This is a genomic window from Gluconobacter roseus (assembly GCF_046058915.1).
Lineage (GTDB): Bacteria > Pseudomonadota > Alphaproteobacteria > Acetobacterales > Acetobacteraceae > Gluconobacter > Gluconobacter roseus_A.
Genome location: NZ_CP175538.1, coordinates 184,314 through 201,351 on the forward strand (window position 1 = coordinate 184,314; position 17,038 = coordinate 201,351).

16 protein-coding genes, 1 tRNA gene and 2 pseudogenes are annotated in these 17,038 nt (G+C 60.9%); 15 read left to right on the plus strand and 4 right to left on the minus strand.

Features of this window, described 5'->3' with window-relative positions:
- The first annotated feature begins 203 nt into the window (after nucleotides 1-203).
- The 7 genes and pseudogenes from galU (at nucleotide 204) to ACJ2A4_RS00930 (ending at nucleotide 5,589) form a co-directional block, all read left to right on the plus strand.
- Complete coding sequence (gene galU, locus ACJ2A4_RS00900; protein WP_408873241.1) at nucleotides 204-1,088, plus strand: UTP--glucose-1-phosphate uridylyltransferase GalU; 885 nt, start codon at nucleotides 204-206, stop codon at nucleotides 1,086-1,088.
- Entirely contained in the window at nucleotides 1,088-2,494 is a 1,407-nt protein-coding gene (gene pgmG, locus ACJ2A4_RS00905) for a phosphoglucomutase/phosphomannomutase PgmG (protein WP_408873242.1), read from the plus strand. Before galU ends, pgmG begins: the two co-directional genes overlap by 1 nt.
- Before the next feature lie 30 nt (nucleotides 2,495-2,524).
- On the plus strand, nucleotides 2,525-2,713 hold the full coding sequence (locus ACJ2A4_RS00910) for a DUF3553 domain-containing protein (RefSeq protein ID WP_408874060.1): 189 nt from the start codon (nucleotides 2,525-2,527) through the stop codon (nucleotides 2,711-2,713).
- A 1-nt stretch (nucleotide 2,714) separates the two neighbouring features.
- Nucleotides 2,715-3,485 carry a double zinc ribbon domain-containing protein gene (locus tag ACJ2A4_RS00915; RefSeq protein WP_408873243.1) on the plus strand — a complete coding sequence of 257 codons (771 nt, stop codon included), beginning with the start codon at nucleotides 2,715-2,717 and terminating at the stop codon, nucleotides 3,483-3,485.
- Between the two features lie 7 nt (nucleotides 3,486-3,492).
- Nucleotides 3,493-3,749 (plus strand): annotated as a pseudogene (gene grxC, locus ACJ2A4_RS00920) (glutaredoxin 3).
- A 39-nt stretch (nucleotides 3,750-3,788) separates the two neighbouring features.
- Nucleotides 3,789-4,220 carry a DUF2147 domain-containing protein gene (locus ACJ2A4_RS00925; RefSeq protein ID WP_408873244.1) on the plus strand — a complete coding sequence of 144 codons (432 nt, stop codon included), beginning with the start codon at nucleotides 3,789-3,791 and terminating at the stop codon, nucleotides 4,218-4,220.
- A 97-nt stretch (nucleotides 4,221-4,317) separates the two neighbouring features.
- Nucleotides 4,318-5,589: a lactonase family protein gene (locus tag ACJ2A4_RS00930; RefSeq protein WP_408873245.1), complete on the plus strand. Its 1,272-nt coding sequence runs from the start codon at nucleotides 4,318-4,320 to the stop codon at nucleotides 5,587-5,589.
- A 65-nt stretch (nucleotides 5,590-5,654) separates the two neighbouring features.
- Here the strand turns inward: ACJ2A4_RS00930 and ubiG are convergent, their stop codons facing one another.
- Complete coding sequence (gene ubiG / locus ACJ2A4_RS00935; RefSeq protein WP_408873246.1) at nucleotides 5,655-6,410, minus strand: bifunctional 2-polyprenyl-6-hydroxyphenol methylase/3-demethylubiquinol 3-O-methyltransferase UbiG; 756 nt, start codon at nucleotides 6,408-6,410, stop codon at nucleotides 5,655-5,657.
- A 174-nt stretch (nucleotides 6,411-6,584) separates the two neighbouring features.
- Here ubiG and ACJ2A4_RS00940 point away from each other — a divergent pair, with 174 nt between their 5' ends.
- The 6 genes and pseudogenes from ACJ2A4_RS00940 (at nucleotide 6,585) to prfA (ending at nucleotide 13,776) form a co-directional block, all read left to right on the plus strand.
- A complete protein-coding gene (locus tag ACJ2A4_RS00940; protein WP_408873247.1) occupies nucleotides 6,585-7,910 on the plus strand; it encodes an aspartate kinase in 1,326 nt (441 codons plus the stop codon).
- A complete protein-coding gene (locus ACJ2A4_RS00945) occupies nucleotides 7,907-8,950 on the plus strand; it encodes an NAD(P)H-dependent flavin oxidoreductase (protein ID WP_408873248.1) in 1,044 nt (347 codons plus the stop codon). The genes ACJ2A4_RS00940 and ACJ2A4_RS00945 overlap by 4 nt, the downstream gene beginning before the upstream one ends.
- A 12-nt stretch (nucleotides 8,951-8,962) precedes the next feature.
- Nucleotides 8,963-10,226 (plus strand): annotated as a pseudogene (locus ACJ2A4_RS00950) (RodZ domain-containing protein).
- Nucleotides 10,227-10,317: 91 nt separating this feature from the next.
- The gene (gene ispG / locus ACJ2A4_RS00955) at nucleotides 10,318-11,463 is read left to right on the plus strand and encodes a flavodoxin-dependent (E)-4-hydroxy-3-methylbut-2-enyl-diphosphate synthase (RefSeq protein ID WP_408873249.1); all 1,146 of its coding nucleotides are present in this window, start codon (nucleotides 10,318-10,320) and stop codon (nucleotides 11,461-11,463) included.
- Nucleotides 11,463-12,710: a histidine--tRNA ligase gene (hisS, locus tag ACJ2A4_RS00960; protein ID WP_408873250.1), complete on the plus strand. Its 1,248-nt coding sequence runs from the start codon at nucleotides 11,463-11,465 to the stop codon at nucleotides 12,708-12,710. The genes ispG and hisS overlap by 1 nt, the downstream gene beginning before the upstream one ends.
- A 4-nt stretch (nucleotides 12,711-12,714) precedes the next feature.
- Entirely contained in the window at nucleotides 12,715-13,776 is a 1,062-nt protein-coding gene (gene prfA / locus ACJ2A4_RS00965) for a peptide chain release factor 1 (RefSeq protein ID WP_408873251.1), read from the plus strand.
- 3 nt (nucleotides 13,777-13,779) lie between these two features.
- Here prfA and ACJ2A4_RS00970 read toward each other — a convergent pair whose 3' ends face one another.
- On the minus strand, nucleotides 13,780-14,250 hold the full coding sequence (locus tag ACJ2A4_RS00970) for a hypothetical protein (protein ID WP_011251633.1): 471 nt from the start codon (nucleotides 14,248-14,250) through the stop codon (nucleotides 13,780-13,782).
- Between the two features lie 30 nt (nucleotides 14,251-14,280).
- Here ACJ2A4_RS00970 and prmC point away from each other — a divergent pair, with 30 nt between their 5' ends.
- The gene (gene prmC / locus ACJ2A4_RS00975) at nucleotides 14,281-15,126 is read left to right on the plus strand and encodes a peptide chain release factor N(5)-glutamine methyltransferase (protein ID WP_408874061.1); all 846 of its coding nucleotides are present in this window, start codon (nucleotides 14,281-14,283) and stop codon (nucleotides 15,124-15,126) included.
- A gap of 264 nt (nucleotides 15,127-15,390) precedes the next feature.
- Nucleotides 15,391-15,849, plus strand: coding sequence for a DUF4167 domain-containing protein (locus tag ACJ2A4_RS00980; RefSeq protein WP_408874062.1), 459 nt, complete (start codon nucleotides 15,391-15,393; stop codon nucleotides 15,847-15,849).
- 56 nt (nucleotides 15,850-15,905) lie between these two features.
- Here the strand turns inward: ACJ2A4_RS00980 and ACJ2A4_RS00985 are convergent, their stop codons facing one another.
- Together ACJ2A4_RS00985 and ACJ2A4_RS00990 are read right to left on the minus strand one after the other, a co-directional pair.
- Nucleotides 15,906-16,775: a glycosyltransferase family 2 protein gene (locus tag ACJ2A4_RS00985; RefSeq protein WP_408873252.1), complete on the minus strand. Its 870-nt coding sequence runs from the start codon at nucleotides 16,773-16,775 to the stop codon at nucleotides 15,906-15,908.
- A 76-nt stretch (nucleotides 16,776-16,851) separates the two neighbouring features.
- A tRNA-Met gene (locus tag ACJ2A4_RS00990) sits at nucleotides 16,852-16,926 on the minus strand.
- Nucleotides 16,927-17,038: the final 112 nt, after the last annotated feature.

The following is a 17,038-nucleotide window of genomic DNA, read 5'->3' on the forward strand; positions in this document are numbered from 1 at the left end:
CCTAATGTCAGTGTATCCCAGTACAAATCACACATCACAAAAAATAAACCCTGCTAGGGACTGAAACGTTGCTAAGCAGTTCTCTGGTCTGTGCCATCTTGTTGCCAGACTATTGAGACACGGTTATTCCTCTTGCGTCCTTGAGAGCGTCCGGACTTCCGGTTCGGCGGTCGGGCGTCATTTCGGCTGATGTGTGAGGTTTTGTGATCAAGCCACTGAAAAAAGCTGTTCTTCCTGTTGCCGGTCTCGGAACGCGGTTTCTGCCCGCGACCAAGGCCATGCCGAAGGAGATGCTTCCTGTCGTCGACAAGCCGCTGATCCAGTATGCAATCGATGAAGCGCGCGAAGCCGGGATCGAAGAGTTCTGCCTGGTCACCGGGCGGGGCAAGGACAGCCTGATCGATTATTTCGATATCGCCTATGAGCTTGAGGCAACGCTCAAGGAGCGCGGCAAGAAAAGCGCACTTGAGGCGCTGGTTCCCAGCAGCGTGCAGGCCGGATCCCTCGTCGCCGTGCGTCAGCAGGAACCGCTGGGCCTGGGGCATGCCATCTGGTGTGCGCGCTCGTTCATCGGGGACGACCCGTTCGCCATCCTGCTGCCGGACGATATCGTCAAGGGTCGCAGCTGCATCGGTCAGCTGGTCGAGGCATACAACAAGACCGGTGGTAACGTCGTGGCCGTGACGGAAGTCCCGCCCGAGCATACAAACCGCTACGGTATCCTCGATGTCGGCAGCGATGACGGCAAGCTCGTCGAGGTCAAGGGACTGGTCGAGAAGCCTGCTCCGGAAGACGCACCGTCGAACCTGTCCATCATCGGCCGCTATGTGCTGACGCCGGACGTTATGAAGTATCTCGCGAAGCTGGAACGCGGCGCGGGCAATGAAGTGCAGCTTACGGATGCAATGGCCAAGACGATCGGTGAAGTGCCGTTCCATGGCCTGCGTTATGAAGGCACGCGCTATGACTGCGGTGACAAGGCCGGTTTCCTCGAAGCCCAGATCGCGTTCTCAATTGATCGCGAGGACCTTGGTGCTTCCGTGAAGGCCTTCCTCAAGAAGTACAAACAGTACGTGGACGCCGCCTGATGCCACTTCGGCATGATTTTGATCCGACGAGCCTGCGGGAATATGACATCCGCGGGATCGTCGGCAAGACGCTGCATCCCGCCGACGCCTTTGCCATTGGCCGCACATTCGCGAGCATGGTGATCCGCGCCGGTGGGAAGCGGATCGTGATTGGATATGACGGGCGCCTGTCCTCACCGACTCTGGAAGAGGCGCTGGTTCGCGGCGCCGTCGAGTCCGGAGCAGAGGTTACGCGGATCGGGTGCGGGCCGACGCCCATGCTCTATTTTGCGTCCGTGGCTGATGATGCTGATGGCGCCGTCATGGTTACAGGCAGCCATAATCCGCCCGATTACAACGGCTTCAAGATGATGATGGGCGGCAAGCCGTTCTACGGGGATCAGATCCGTGAACTGGGCCGTCTGTCCGCTTCGGGTGATGTTCTGCCGGAGACGGAAGGATCGTCCACCTTCGTCGATATTTCCGACCGGTATATTGATCGCCTTGTGCAGGATTATGACGGTGTCAGGCCGTTGCGGGTTGTCTGGGATAACGGCAATTCGGCAGCGGGCGACGTCCTGAAACGTCTGGTCGAGCGTCTGCCCGGAGAGCATACCATTCTGTTCGGGGATATCGATGGACATTTCCCCAACCATCATCCGGATCCGACGGTCGAGAAAAATCTGCAGGACCTGATCCGGACTGTTGATGAAAAGCAGGCTGATCTGGGGATCGCCTTTGATGGTGACGCGGACCGGATCGGCATTGTCGATAATCGAGGGCAGATCTTCTGGGGCGACCAGATGCTGGTCCTTCTGGCGCAGGATGTTCTGAGCCGTCATCCGGGTGCGACGATCATCGCGGATGTGAAAGCCAGCCAGATCCTGTTCGATGAAGTCGCAAAAGCCGGTGGTCAGCCGCTGATGTGGAAGACCGGCCATTCTCTCATCAAGACCAAGATGGCTGAAACCGGCTCTCCGCTTGCAGGTGAGATGTCCGGCCATATCTTCTTTGCCGACAAATGGTACGGCTTTGATGATGCGCTTTATGCTGCCGTGCGGGTTCTGGGGATCGTCTCACGTCTGCCGGGACCGCTCTCGGACTTCCGTGACAGCCTGCCGGTGACGGTCACGACACCGGAACTGCGCTTCAACTGCGATGACACGCGCAAGTTCGAGGTCATCAGGGAAGTGGCAGCCCGTTTGCGCACCGAAGGCGCTGATGTCTCCGAAATCGATGGGGTCCGCGTCAACACACCGGATGGCTGGTGGCTGCTTCGGGCATCCAATACGCAGGCGGTGCTGGTAGCGCGCGCCGAAGCCCGCGATGAAGCAGGTCTGGATCGCCTGAAAAGCGCTCTGGCGTCCCAGCTTGAAGCATCCGGTCTTGAAGCTCCCGACTTCTCTGGCGAGAATGCAGGGCACTGAAACGGGATCGGTTCCGGTCAGTTGGCGGGTTTGCCAGTGACTGGGCCGTTCCAGTCCTTCCTCGAGCCCGGCCAGATCGTTGAGCACCCCGATCATCCCGAATGGGGCTGGGGGCAGGTGCAGTCTGCTGTGGGAGAGCGGGTAACCGTCAATTTCCAGCATCAGGGCAAGGTCCTGATCGACGCATCCCTTGTTACGCTCAGGCTGCTGCCGCGATAGGATGCCAAAACTCCTGACCCGTGGCGCGCGTCTTGTTCTGAATACGCTTCTGCCTCCGACCTGCGCCGCCTGCGGTACGGAAGTCATGACGGAAGGAGCGTTCTGCGGGACGTGTTTTCAGGCGGCGCGGCGGATTGTCGCGCCATGCTGTCACCGGTGCGGTGTTCCGCTGGAAAATGAGGGGCTGGGGGGAACGCAGAACTGCTGCGCGGCCTGTCAGGCCCATCCGCCATTATGGCGCGCGGCGAGGGCGGCCTTCGTCTATGATGCCTGGTCACGCCGCCTGATCCTCCCACTCAAATATTCCTACCATACTGAAAATGCCGCAGTGCTGGCCCGTCAGATGGCCGCTTCAGGCGAGGAACTGCTGAAGAACGCCACTGTGGTTGTGCCTGTGCCTTTGTATCGCACCCGATTGTGGAAGCGGCGCTACAATCAGGCTGCATTGATGGCGCAGGCCATTTCCCGGCTTGCGGGTCTGCCCTGTGTGGTGGATGCTCTGCAGCGTGTCCGGCCCACAAGGGCACTGGCCCGGCTGTCCGCCGGTGAACGTGAGCAGGAGATGGAACAGGCGGTCCGGGTGCGGAAAGGCCGTGACGTTCGGATACAGGGCCAGGCCGTTCTGCTGGTTGATGATGTGCTGACGACAGGCTCTACCGCGACGGCCTGCACGGCAGCTTTGATGAAGGCTGGTGCGGCGAGCGTGGATATTTTGGTTGCAGCCCGGACCGGGAGAGTGGATGAACAGAACCCGCGCTTTGTCCAGGAATGAGGATCCTATGCCGAAAATTGAGATTTTTACCCAGCCTGGATGTCCGTATTGTGTGCATGCCGTGAGCCTGCTCCGCTCCAAGGGCGTGGCGTTTCAGGAAATCAACGCGCCACATGGATCAGTTGAGCGAGAAACTCCATCCGCCGCTCCGGCAGCCGGACCGTGCCGCAGACATTTGTAGACGGTAAGGGTCTGGGAGGGTGTGATGACCTGATGGCACTTGATCGTGCGGGGCGCCTTGATGCCCTGCTGGGCAAGGTCTGAATGCGGGGAGCAGGCTTTTTTGCAGCTGTCCTGCTGGCTGTGACATCTCTGACCAGTGTGCACGCCCAGTCCGCTCCGCCTCCATCCGATATTCCGGAAGAAGGTCTGTGGCTGTCCGAAGAGCATGACGGTCTCTTTTCCATTGAGCCCTGTGGTCACATGCTCTGCGGACAGCTGATCGGCATGGCGTATGACGGCGCGGTTCCCAAGGACGTCTGGGGTCGTTCGCAATGCGGGATCCGCATGCTGACAGACTTTGTCCCAATTGAGGACCGCAAGTGGCAGGGGCATATTCTTGATCCGCGGACCGGACGAGTCTATCAGGCGCGGATATGGGTATCCCAGCCCAATATTCTGAAACTGCGCGGATTCGTTCTGGGGATGCCTCTTCTGGGTGAAACCCAGACCTGGAGCCGCTATAATGGTCCGCCCGTTGGGCCACAATGCAAACTGCCGAAGGATGCTCACTGAGCCTGTGACCGGGAAACCGGCGTCCGGATCGGGAATGCGCCTTTATCCTGGCAGCGGCGTTTTAACTCCGCCACACCGAAAGGAATGCAGACCCATCATGTCCCACCCTGTTTCCCGTCGCAGCTTTGCGGTCGGGCTGGTTGCAGGCGTTGCTGCAGCTGGTACCGGCGTTGCCGGCGCCGCTGACCCTGAAAAGACCGTCCCGACGCCTCCGCCCCCGCCGAAACCTGTGTCCAGGACGATCTGCTTTGTCGGCGGATATACGAAACACGGGCCGCCAGGAGGCGGGGCCGGAAACGGGCAGGGTATTTCCGTCTTCGACATGGATCGTGACACGGGCGTCCTGACACCGATCACGACGTTCACCGATATCGCGAGCCCCTCCTTCCTTGCCATCTCGAAGGATCAGCGCTTCCTGTATGCGCTGAGCGAGATCGACGATTTCAACAAGGATGGTGACGGGTCCGTCACGGCGTTTGCGATCGATCCCAAGACGGGTTCGCTGCGCAAGCTGAATGTTGTCAGCTCGAAAGGCGCTGTTCCGGCGCATCTGAGCATCCATCATTCAGGTCGCTATGTGCTGGTGGCCAACTATGTTGGTGGCTGCGTTGCCGTTCTGCCGATCCGCTCGGACGGGTCGCTGGGTGAGGCGTCAGACGTCGTTCACAACACGGGACCGCGCCAGCCGGAGCGGGCTTCGGACAATCCGCAGGGCAATTTTGCCGTGTCCGACCATTCGGGCTCGCATCCGCACATGATCCATTCTGACCCGAGCGGCAAGTTCGTGCTGTCGGATGATGCAGGACTGGACCGGGTCTATGTCTGGACGCTGAATATCGATACCGGCAAGCTGATCCCGGCCAAGACGCCCTATTATGACATGGAACCGGGTTCGGCGCCGCGCCACTTCCAGTTCAATCATTCCGGCCGCATCCTGTACAATCTGTGCGAACAGGATTCGAAGGTGGTCGTTTCCAATTTCGATCCGGCAACGGGCGCAATTAACGATATCCAGACCGTCAGCACCGTCACGTCGCATTTCCGCGGATCGACGCTGGCAGCAGAAATCCTGATCTCGGCCAGTGGCAAGTTCGTTTACGTCTCCAACCGCCTGGGTGATTCGCTGGCCGTGTTCGCGATCGGGACGGACGGGACCCTGACGCTTCAGGACGAGGTCTGGATGCACGCGGATTACGGACGCGCGCTGATGTTCGATCCGTCCGGAGCGTTCCTGTTCTGCGCCAACCAGCGCTCGGATGCGGTGACATCCTTCAAGGTGGACAAGAAGACGGGCGAAATTGCGTTTACGAACAATTTCACGCCCGTTGGCAGCCCGACGACCTTCGCGTTCATGAACACGCAGGTCTGATCGAGCACTGTTCCGGGAAAGGGCGGTTGCAGCGGGACATTTCGCTGCAACCGCCCTTTTTTTGTTCAGTCCTTGCGGAAGATCGCGATGTAATTGATGCCGGTGTCGCGGGTTTCACGCCATTCGAACGGCACATAGCTCATCCCCGCGATATCCAGCATGCGCAGGCCTGCACGACGGGCCATGGCAGCCAGTTCGTCAGGCTTGATGAACTTTTTCCAGTCATGCGTGCCTACAGGCAGCATCCGCAGAAGGTATTCCGCACCAAGCTTGGCGACGGCAAAGGAGCGCGGGGTCCGGTTCAGGGTGGATACCGCAACCATGCCGCCCGGCTTCGTCAGCGTGGCCAGCATGATCAGGAAGTCCTGCGGGTCGTTGACGTGCTCGATGACCTCAAGGGCGTTGACGACATCAAACTGCGCGCCCTCCGCCACAAGGTCTTCCGCGCTGCCGTTGCGATAGGACAGCAAAGCAGCCTCTGACGGAAGGGGATGCTCGGCCAGATGGGTTTCCGCCGCAAGGATGCCCGCAGCACTGGCATCAATTCCAATCGTGTCGAAGCCAAGTTTGGCATAGGCCTCGCTGGCCAGACCGGCGCCGCAGCCGATATCGAGCAGGGTCAGGGGCTGCTCGGATGTTTTGCGCAGTGGAGCCACATGGCGGCTGACCCACTCGGTACGCAGGGGGTTCATGGCGTGTAGCGGGGCCATGGGGCCGCGCGGATTCCACCAGTCTTCAGCCAGGGCGCTGAAATGGGCGATTTCGGATTCAGAGACGGAGGAGCGTCTGGAATCCTGTCCCGGAGACGTGTCTGTAGGCATCGGAACTGTCCTTCTGTGTGCCTGTCTGCTGCGCGTCATCTGGACGTGACGGAGCGAGACGAGTATGTGGACCGGCAGAGTCTGTTCAGGTGCCGGGCGGTTTGCATGTCGTTGCCCTACCCGATGCCAGACCCGAGCGCGCAACGCCAGACACGTACTGGAGCCCAATCCGCGATGTCCATGCCCGATACTCCCGTCCGCGACCAGCTTTCCGGTCGTGCCGATCCCCATGCCGCCGCCCAGGGCGAAAACGGGAAACGGAAGACGGTGGTCATGAAATTCGGCGGGACATCCGTCGGAAATATCGAGCGTATCCGGAACGTTGCGAAACGCGTGAAGGCAGAACATGACCGCGGGCGCCGGGTTGCCGTCGTGGTTTCCGCCATGGCCGGCGTCACGAACCGGATGGTCGGCTACTGCGCCGAACTGGATCCGCTGGCCGATCCGAAAGAATATGATGCCGTTGTCGCAGCCGGCGAGCAGGTGACGAGCGGCCTTGTGTCCATCGCGCTTCAGGCGCTTGGCGTGAAGGCGCGCTCGTTCCAGGGCTGGCAGATCCCGCTCGTGACGGACGACGCGCATGGCAAGGCCGCCATCGAGAGCGTGGACGGCACGGCGCTGCTGGCCTGTCTGGATGACGATGTCGTGCCCGTTGTGGCCGGCTTCCAGGGCGTCGGGCCCGATGGCCGCATTGCGACGCTGGGGCGCGGGGGATCGGATACGTCCGCCGTCGCCGTCGCGGCTGCCATCAATGCTGACCAGTGTGATATCTATACCGATGTGGACGGGATCTACACGACCGATCCGCGCATCGTGAAACGCGCCAAGAAGCTGGATCGCATCACTTATGAGGAGATGCTTGAACTGGCTTCCGTAGGCGCCAAGGTACTTCAGACCCGCAGTATCGGTCTCGCCATGCGCGAGAGCGTCCGGGTGCGGGTGCTGTCATCATTCGCCGAGACGGATGACGACAGCGGTTCGATTGTGGTTGATGAGGACGAGATCATGGAGAAGGAACTGGTTGCGGGGATTGCCAACTCGCATGACGAAGCGAAAATCTCCGTGCGGAACATTCCGGACCGTCCGGGCATCGCCGCTGCGATTTTTGATCCGCTGGCAGCCGCGAACATCAATGTTGACATGATCGTCCAGAGCGTCGGCGTGGACAACATGACGAACATGACCTTCACGGTCAGCAAGTCTGATGAAGCCGCGGCCCGCGCCGTGCTGGAGAAGGCCCGCGAATATATCCAGTATGGTGAGCTGATCACGTCCCACAACGTGGTGAAGATCAGCGTCGTGGGTATCGGCATGCGCTCGAATGCCGGTCTGGCCGCGCGGATGTTCCGCACGCTGGCCGATCGTGGCATCAACGTGCAGGTCATCTCCACGAGCGAGATCAAGATCTCTGTCCTGATCGATTCCGAATATACCGAACTGGCCATGCGTGCTCTGCACACGGCTTATGGCCTTGATGCCAAAGAGGGAGCCGACGCGTGAGCGAAACCCTGAACGCCCGCGCGACGCTGGACCGGCTGTGGAAGCCGGGCTGTGATTTCCTCGGGAGCGAAGTCGCCATCCTTGGCGGGGCCATGTCCTGGGTCAGCGAGCGGCATCTGGTTTCCGCGATTTCCAATGCCGGTGGATTCGGCGTCATTGCCTGTGGTGCGATGTCGCCCGAGCGTCTGGAAGAGGAAATCGTTGCTACGCAGGCGATGACGAAGCGCCCGTTCGGCGTGAACCTCATCACCATGCATCCCGAGTTGGACCGGCTGGTGGATGTCTGTCTGGCGCATAATGTTTCGCATATCGTGCTCGCAGGCGGCGTTCCGAACGGTGCCACGATCCGCAAAGTGCGCGATGGCGGGGCGCGGGCGATCGGCTTTGCACCGGCTCTGGCTCTGGGCAAGCGTCTAGTGCGGATGGGGATCGAGGCCCTGATCATTGAAGGCTCGGAAGCGGGCGGCCATGTCGGCCCGGTCTCCCTGACGGTTCTGGCGCAAGAAATCCTGCCGCATATCCGTGACGTGCCGGTGTTTGTTGCGGGTGGTCTGGGCCGTGGTGACGCGATCCTGTCCTATTTGGAACAGGGTGCGGCCGGTGCGCAGCTTGGAACGCTGTTTGCGGCTTCCGAGGAAAGCATCGCGCATGAGAACTTCAAGAAGGCCTTCCTGCGCGCCAATGCCCGTGATGCGGTGACGACCGTGCAACTCGACGAACTGTTCCCGGTCATCCCGGTGCGGGGTCTTTCGAATGAAGGCGGCCGGCGGTATGCGCGGCTTCAGGGAGAGGCACTCCAGAAGTTCCAGAGCGGTGAGCTGACGAAGGAAGAAGCCCAGCTCTCGATCGAACATTACTGGGCGGGTGCCCTGCGTCGTGCGGTCATCGAGGGTGACGTGGAGACGGGTTCGGTCATGGCCGGGCAGTCGGTTGGCATGGTCAAGGAAGTCCGTCCGGTCGCCGAAATCATTGCAACGCTGGTTGAGCAGGCTGTGGATGCCATCAAACAGCGCGAAACCCGTATCCACGCTCCAGGCTAACGGATTTCGGTCATGTCTCCTCCATCCTCAAATCGCCCGTTTTCGCAGCCTTCCGACCAGCCAAGTGTCGGAACGGTGCTGCGTGAGCGCCGCGAGGAACTGGGCTGGAGGCTTGAAGACGTGGCGGAATGGCTGCGGATCCGGCCAAAGCTTCTGGCCGCACTTGAAGCCGATGACCTGGCACGGCTTCCGGGCGTGGCCTATGCCGTGGGTTTCCTGCGGACCTATGCCCATGCCATGCAGCTTGATGCGGATGCGCTGGTCGAGCGTTTCCACCGCGATACACGTGGTGCAGTCACCCGCAAGCCAGATCTGGTGTTTCCGCAGCCGGAAGGCGACCGCGGGCTGCCGATCGGTGTTCTGGTCGGGGCAGGGCTCGTGGTGGTGGTGGCAGCCTATGTGGGCTGGTACCGCTTTACGGACCATGACACGCCGGCACAGCGACAGGTGCCAGCCGTAGCGGAACTGATGCCGGGTGCGGCAACACCGACCACAACATCACCGCAGGTTGCCTCCGTGATGCCGGGTCGCGCGCCGACACCGGAGCCTCATGCTCTCGCAGTCGTGGCACCAGTTCCGGTGGCCCCCACGGCCGTGCCGGTTCCAGCACCAACAGCGCCTGCGCCGGAAACGACCCAGACACCTCCAGCCGCACCGGTTCCGAGTTCAGGCTGCGGAGTCTCCGTCTCCTGCATCCGGGACAGATGACAACGCGGAAGCGCCTCCAGCGGATACGGCGCCGCCTGCGCAGAACACACCGAACGGCGAACCTGCAACGGATCTGCCGCCTGCGGTTCCCGAAGGAGCTGTTGTTGTCAGGACGCTGTCACCTGTCTGGACGCAGATCCGGGACCGGGACGGTCATGTCCTGATGTCGCGCGTGATGCAGCCGGGAGAGAGCTGGCAGGGCGATCCTGCCGGCGCACCGTTCAAAATGTCGTTCGGCAATGCTGGCGGTGTTGTCCTGACCACGGCCGGAGCGACCAGTGCGCCGCTCGGCCGGGAAGGGCAGGTCCGCCGCAATGTTGAGGTGACGGCGGACGCCATCCGCTCTGGTATGTTTGGATCAGGGGTCGCTCTGCCGGTTCAGCCCAGCGCGCCGGCTCCTGTACAGGCTGGTGCTGCATCACAGGTCGTACCGCCAGCCCCTGTGACTGTGAAACCGCCTCCGGCTCCGCGGAAAATTTCACAGCCGTCACATGATGTTTCGGCTGATGACCTGAATGCCCGGCAGCTTGAACATCAGCCGCTGGAACAATCGTCGCCATCGCATTAAACCCTTATATCAGTCAGGGGGGCTCAATGCCCCTGAATACAGCCCACTGGGTCAGAGCTCCCGGTCCTTTCCGGGCACGAAGAGGTAAATCATGAGCAGCTACCGTCCCTATCAGCACATCGAGCGTCGCAAGTCGCGCCAGATCCATGTCGGCAAGGTTGCGGTCGGTGGTGATGCCCCGATCTCCGTGCAGACCATGACCAACACCCTGACCTCCGACGCGCAGGCTACGATCGAGCAGATCCGCCGCGCCGAGCTGGCGGGCGTGGACATCGTGCGCGTATCGTGCCCTGACGAAGCCAGCACGGCCGCTCTTGAGGAAATCGTGCGTGAGGTGAATGTTCCGATCGTCGCGGACATCCACTTCCACTACAAGCGCGCCATCGAAGCCGCCAAGGCCGGTGCGGCCTGCCTGCGTATCAATCCGGGCAATATCGGCAGCGCCGAGCGCGTGCGTGAAGTCGTCAGCGCCGCCAAGGACTATGGCTGCTCCATCCGCATCGGCGTGAATGCCGGTTCGCTCGAGAAGCACCTGCTCGAGAAATACGGTGAACCCAACCCGGAAGCCCTGGTTGAGAGCGCTCTGGAACACGCGAAGATCCTCGAGGATCATGACTTCCATGAGTTCAAGATCAGTGTGAAGGCTTCGGACGTCTTTATGGCAGTCGCAGCCTATCAGCAGCTTGCGGATTGCTGTGACCACCCGCTGCATATCGGCATCACCGAAGCCGGCTCCAAGCGTGCAGGCACCGTGAAGTCCTCCATCGGCCTGGGCAATCTGCTCTGGGCTGGCGTGGGTGACACGATGCGTGTTTCGCTTTCCGCTGCTCCGGAAGAGGAAGTGCTGGTCGGCTGGGATATCCTGAAGTCCCTCGGCCTGCGTCATCGCGGCGTGAAGATCATTTCCTGCCCGTCCTGTGCGCGTCAGGGCTTCAACGTCGTCGAGACGGTGCAGACGCTGGAAGACCGCCTGCAGCACATCAAGACGCCGCTGACACTGTCCATCATCGGCTGCGTGGTAAATGGCCCGGGTGAAGCGCTGATGACGGATATCGGCGTGACCGGCGGCGGCAATGGCCGTCATATGGTCTATGCCGCAGGCCGTCAGGACCATACGATGCCGGCTGGCGACATGATCGAGCATATCGTCGAACTGGTGGAAAAGAAGGTTTCGGATATCGAGGCCGGCAAGGTCGAGGCCTCCACAGCCAAGCAGATGGACCCGGCAGCCAACTGATGTCAGGACTTCAGCCCCCACGCGGCACCCATGACCTCATCGGCGAGACCATGCGCCGTCACCACCATGTTGTGGAGACGGCCCGCAGGGTGCTGCGGACCTATGGTTTCGAGGAATGGAGCACACCCATCTTCGAGGATACGCGCGTCTTTTCGCGCACGCTCGGCGAGACGTCCGATGTCGTGTCCAAGGAGATGTACACGTTCGAGGATCGTGGCGGTGAGAGCATCACCCTGCGTCCCGAAGGCACGGCAGCGATCTGCCGGGCACTGGTTACGAACGGTCTGACGCAGTCCTTGCCGCAGAAGGTGTTTTATCACGGGCCGATGTTCCGTTATGAGCGCCCGCAAAAGGGGCGTTACCGGCAGTTCCACCAGATCGGCGCGGAACTGATCGGGGCGGAAAGCCCGCTTCGGGATGCCGAGACGATTGCCATGGCGCAGGACATCCTGCGCGAACTGGGTCTGGGCGATCATGTTACGCTGGAGCTCAACACGCTTGGCGATCTGGCCAGCCGTCAGGCCTGGCGGGAGGCTCTGGTGGCGTATTTCCGCGATCATGCGGATGCGCTGTCGGAAGAAAGCCGCGTCCGTCTTGAAGCCAATCCGCTGCGGATTCTGGATAGTAAGTCCGAGCAGGACCGCAAGCTGCTCGACGATGCTCCGGCATTTGCGGATTATCTGAACGACAACTCCCGGCAGTTCTGGGACGGATTGCGTTCCAGCCTTCAGGCGTTCGGGGTGGATTTCGTTGAAAACCCTCGCATCGTTCGGGGCCTTGATTATTACAGCCACACGGCTTTCGAGTTCGTGACTTCGAAGCTTGGCGCTCAGGGCACGGTGCTGGCCGGTGGCCGGTATGAAGGGCTTGTGGAGCAGATGGGTGGTCCGGCCATTCCGGCGATCGGCTGGGCTGGCGGGATCGAGCGTCTGGCGATGCTGCTGGATAGCGTGCCCGAACTTCCGGCTGGCATTGCGCTGGTGCCGATGGGCGACGAGGCTGTGCTCAAAGCCGCGTCCATTGCTCGCGCTCTGCGCTCTGCTGGTCTGCGGGCCGAGATCGAGACCCGTGGCAACATGAAGAAGCGGATGGAGCGTGTGGTGAAATCCGGCGCATCCCATGCGATTGTTCTGGGCGATGAGGAAATCGCCAAGAATGTTGTGCAGCTTCGGGACCTGTCCAGCCGTGAGCAGCAGGAAGTGCCGGTTGCGGATCTGGCGCGTGTTCTGAGCGCAGGACGCGCCTGAACAGATGGCTTTTGACGACAGGCTTGAGCGGATTGTCGCGCGTTCGGAGGAAGTCCAGGCCCTGATGTCTTCCGGCGAGCTAACGGGTGAGGATTTCACCCGTCTGTCGCAGGAATATGCCGAGCTGGAGCCGGCGGTCGCATCCATCCAGGCCTGGAAAAGCGCTGAGGAACAGAAAGCCGGGGCACAGGCCCTGCTTGATGATCCGGAAATGCGTGAGCTGGCCCAGATGGAGCTTGCGGAGATCGAGGCGACTTTGCCCGATCTCCAGCACGCCCTGCGTCTGGCGCTCCTGCCGAAGGATGCGGCTGATGAACGCAGTGCCATCCTTGAGATCCGTCCCGCAGCGGGCGGCGACGAGGCGGGACTGTTCGCTGCGGAACTGTTCGATGCCTACCGCCGCTTTTCCGAACAGAATGGCTGGCGTTTTGAAGTCATGGAATATGCCGAGAACGAGGTGGCCGGTCTCAAGGAAGGCATGGCGACAATTTCCGGCCGGTCTGTTTTCGCGCGCCTGAAATACGAATCCGGTGTGCATCGGGTGCAGCGCGTTCCAGCGACGGAAAGTCAGGGACGGATCCATACCTCGACCGTGACCGTGGCCGTGCTGCCTGAAGCCGAAGAAGTCGATGTGACGGTCAATGACGATGATCTGCGGATTGACGTGTATCGGGCCTCGGGGGCGGGCGGTCAGCACGTCAACAAGACCGAGAGTGCGGTCCGCATCACGCATATGCCCAGTGGCATTGTTGTGGCGATGCAGGAAGAGAAAAGCCAGCACAAGAACAAGGCCAAGGCCATGAAGATCCTGCGTGCCCGGCTCTATGAGCGGGAACGCGCGCAGCTTCATGCCACCCGGGCAGCGGACCGGAAATCACAGGTCGGGACGGGCGACCGTTCAGAGCGTATCCGAACGTATAATTTCCCGCAGGGACGCGTGACGGACCATCGGATCAACCTGACGCTCTACAAGATCGACCGGATCATGGGCGGCGAGTTCGACGAGATCATCGATGCCCTGACCCGCGAAGAGCAGACGGAACTGCTCGCCGCCGAAGGGTTCTGAGCCTCAGGTATTCGGTGTCGCGCAGACGGCGGCACGGCCATGCCGGTGCGTGGCAACAGCGGCGTCATCGTAATCGACCAGAAAGAAATCGGTGAAGTTGTTGGTCCCCACGGCGTCGAGCGAATGGCCTTCGGGGTGGTGGAGCTGGCCTTCGCTGCTGACCTGATGGGTTTCCTGATGGCCATTATGGACGATGGTGATTTCGCCGCACAGGGCATAATCAACATCGAAGCGGCCGACAGGAAGCGGGATCGTCTGCGTCTCATGCGCCTTGGACAGTCCCAGCCGGAAGGTCGCAACCAGATTGCCGTCCAGATACAGGCGCGAGACTTCCGAAATTTCTTCGGGCGCGCGCTCGTCCGTCACGGTAAAGGACGGGGGCAGTTCCGTGGACAGTTCAGACTGGGCGTGAACGGGATTGAGCGTGCAGCCAAGCAGCAGGGCGGAATAGAGGAAGGCGCGTTTGGACTTCATGACACCAACTATAACAGGTTCGCTTCGATGATGATGGCCAAAGATGATCTTTTGCGCGAGGCCTCACAGGCACTGGAGCAGGCCGGGATTGAGGATGCACGCCGTGAAGCCCGGCTCCTGCTGTGCTGGGCGACAGGGCGGGATTTGGGCGGTCTGCTGTCTCTGGATGGTGTGGAGCCAGCGCAGAAATCGCGATTCGCAGTGGCTTTGAAACGGCGTCTGGACCGTGAGCCCTTGGCATTCATCACCGGAGAGACGGGCTTCTGGACGCTGGATCTGGAGACGGGGCGTGACACGTTGATCCCCCGTGCCGACAGTGAAGCCCTGATCGAAGTCCTGCTGGATGTCTGTCCGGATCGCAGCGCGCCGCTCTCCATTCTCGATCTTGGAACCGGAACAGGCTGCCTGTTGCTGGCGGCCCTGTCCGAATATCCGCAGGCGAAGGGCATCGGCGTGGATCTGTCCCCGCAGGCGGCCGCGTTGGCACGACGCAATTCCGTTCGTACCGGACTGGAGAAACGCAGTGTCTTTCTGGCCGGAAGCTGGGCGGATGCGCTGAACGCCCGATTTGACGTCGTTCTGTCCAATCCGCCTTATATCGAGACCGGAGATCTGGTCGGGCTGATGCCGGAAGTCGTGCAGTATGAGCCGGCGCGGGCTCTGGATGGTGGAGCGGACGGGCTGGAAGCCTACCGTATCCTGTGTAGGGCATTGCCGGATCTTCTGGTGCCAGGTGGCCATGCGATACTGGAAATGGGCATTGGGCAGATCAACGCGGTGTCCAGGCTTGGGGCGGAAAATGGATTGCGGGAAGTCGCGCGCAGGGCTGATCTGGGTGGCGTGGACAGGGCCCTGGTCCTGCAATCGGACGGGTGAGGGCGGATCGTGGCGAAAAACCGTTGGCTTGACTGACGGAACTTGGTATTGCTAAAGCTAATGCATGCGATTTGAGGGTGTTTTACCAGCACTGTCAGGCGTATCTTTGCCCATCGTTCATGTCATCATGCACTGACGATGGAAGACTGGCTGAGCCGGGTTCAGCCATAGCGGAACAGACAGACGTCTTTTTCGACAGCGGCGGTCGGAACTTTCTGCGGTTGCAGAACGGTCCACGTCATCATGAAAGTGCATCACGGGTCGATGAATATGAAGCGCATAAGAGGCCGGCATCATCGTGCGGGCAGTGGGCCATCACGCAGCAGCAATGCCCAGATACCTCTGAACCGCAACCATGTGTTTGACAGTAACGGACCCGATCTGCGGGTCCGCGGTACGGCGCAGCAGCTGTTCGAGAAGTATCTCCAGCTTGGCCGCGACGCGACCGGAACTGGCGACCGCATTCTTGCAGAAGCGTATTTCCAGCATGCGGAGCATTACTTCCGTATTCTCAACGCCATGAACCAGGCTGCCGAGAAGAGCCAGCAGGAGCGCAACGAACGCCAGCAGCAGCGTCAGCGCGCCTATGAAGACCGCAGGGAGCCGCGTGGCGAGCGGAACGAGGACGATCAGCCCTCACAGGACCAGGACGCGGAACACGGCTCCGAGCGGTCTTCGGATGAAGATCAGGACCGCCGTACGGCTGAAGCCGAAGCAGACTGAGGCGAAAGCTCTGAAACGAAAAAACCGGCTCTGTAAGGAGCCGGTTTTTTTATGCCTCAGACACGCCCCACAAAGCGGTCGGGCAGGCGCCATAGCTCGGTTCCGCTCAGATGCAGGTCAAGGCGGTAGCGGTCATGCAGGCGCGACTGGGCGCTGTCTTCCACCTGCTGGCGCCACTGGGTCAGGCGCTCATCGCGGCTGTCCAGTGTGCTGTCGCTTCGGGGAAGGCCTGCCATGGCACGCAGCATGTTTTCCCAGTCCGTGTTCTCAAGGCGCTGGTGACGCCCGACATCTTCGGAGACCCAGGGCTGCCTGCGCGTGCGCTCCAGCCGCTCCAGTCCCGAAGACAGGTCGGCATAGCGCAGATGAAACAGGAAGAGCGGGGTCGCAAGGCAGGGGACAGCTTCTTCGCAGCTGTGAAAGCCTGGAGCCCATGTAATGGGAACGCGGGTCAGGACTGGCTTGCACATCGCGCTGGAAAAGCGGAGATGCCGGCGCTGGAGCGAGAAGGGCCGGCTGTAATCGAACGGTGCTTCCTCGTCCGGGATATGAATGACGTCAAAACCTGTAGCGGTGACGACCGGAGACCGGTTCAGGAGTGCGAATTCCGTCAGGGACGGGACGAATGCCGGATCGGCAAGAAGGATTTCGTCCACATCCGTGTAAATAACGCTGTCATACCATTCGAGCAGACTGTCGCAGAACTTGCCGATGGCGCGGGTCCGGCGTTCGTCATCCTGCGGAGAGCGCGGAATGCGGACGACATTGACCTGTCCCAGATGTGCGGTTGAGCCGTCGTCAGAACCATGATCGATGACATAACAGGCGGTTTCTCCAACCTGTGCGCCATAGTGACGGCGCCACACCTGCAGGTGTTCCGGCTCGTTGTAAACCATCGTCACGACGGCGAGGGGCTTCTTGATCATGCCCGACAGGATACAGGAAACACGACCGCGAAACAGGATGCTGCTGCTGTCTATTGTCTGTTTTCGGGAAAAGGGATGGTAGCGGTGGACGGATTTGAACCGCCGACCAAGGGATTATGATTCCCCTGCTCTACCACTGAGCTACACCGCCATCCGGCCGGGGTTAACCGGCGTTGTCGCGGGGTTTTAAGGGGGATCTTTCAGGGTGTCAACACGTTAGTCCCGGGAAAATAAGATGTTTTTACGGGTCGCATTGTCCGGGG

Coding starts and splice junctions, on each gene's coding strand:
- pgmG (WP_408873242.1), top strand. CDS start 1,088: ATGCCACTTCGGCATGATTTTGATCCGACGAGCCTGCGGGAATATGAC.
- ACJ2A4_RS00915 (WP_408873243.1), top strand. CDS start 2,715: ATGCCAAAACTCCTGACCCGTGGCGCGCGTCTTGTTCTGAATACGCTT.
- ACJ2A4_RS00930 (WP_408873245.1), top strand. CDS start 4,318: ATGTCCCACCCTGTTTCCCGTCGCAGCTTTGCGGTCGGGCTGGTTGCA.
- ubiG (WP_408873246.1), bottom strand. CDS start 6,410: ATGCCTACAGACACGTCTCCGGGACAGGATTCCAGACGCTCCTCCGTC.
- ACJ2A4_RS00940 (WP_408873247.1), top strand. CDS start 6,585: ATGTCCATGCCCGATACTCCCGTCCGCGACCAGCTTTCCGGTCGTGCC.
- ispG (WP_408873249.1), top strand. CDS start 10,318: ATGAGCAGCTACCGTCCCTATCAGCACATCGAGCGTCGCAAGTCGCGC.
- hisS (WP_408873250.1), top strand. CDS start 11,463: ATGTCAGGACTTCAGCCCCCACGCGGCACCCATGACCTCATCGGCGAG.
- prfA (WP_408873251.1), top strand. CDS start 12,715: ATGGCTTTTGACGACAGGCTTGAGCGGATTGTCGCGCGTTCGGAGGAA.
- ACJ2A4_RS00970 (WP_011251633.1), bottom strand. CDS start 14,250: ATGAAGTCCAAACGCGCCTTCCTCTATTCCGCCCTGCTGCTTGGCTGC.
- prmC (WP_408874061.1), top strand. CDS start 14,281: ATGATGGCCAAAGATGATCTTTTGCGCGAGGCCTCACAGGCACTGGAG.
- ACJ2A4_RS00980 (WP_408874062.1), top strand. CDS start 15,391: ATGAATATGAAGCGCATAAGAGGCCGGCATCATCGTGCGGGCAGTGGG.
- ACJ2A4_RS00985 (WP_408873252.1), bottom strand. CDS start 16,775: ATGATCAAGAAGCCCCTCGCCGTCGTGACGATGGTTTACAACGAGCCG.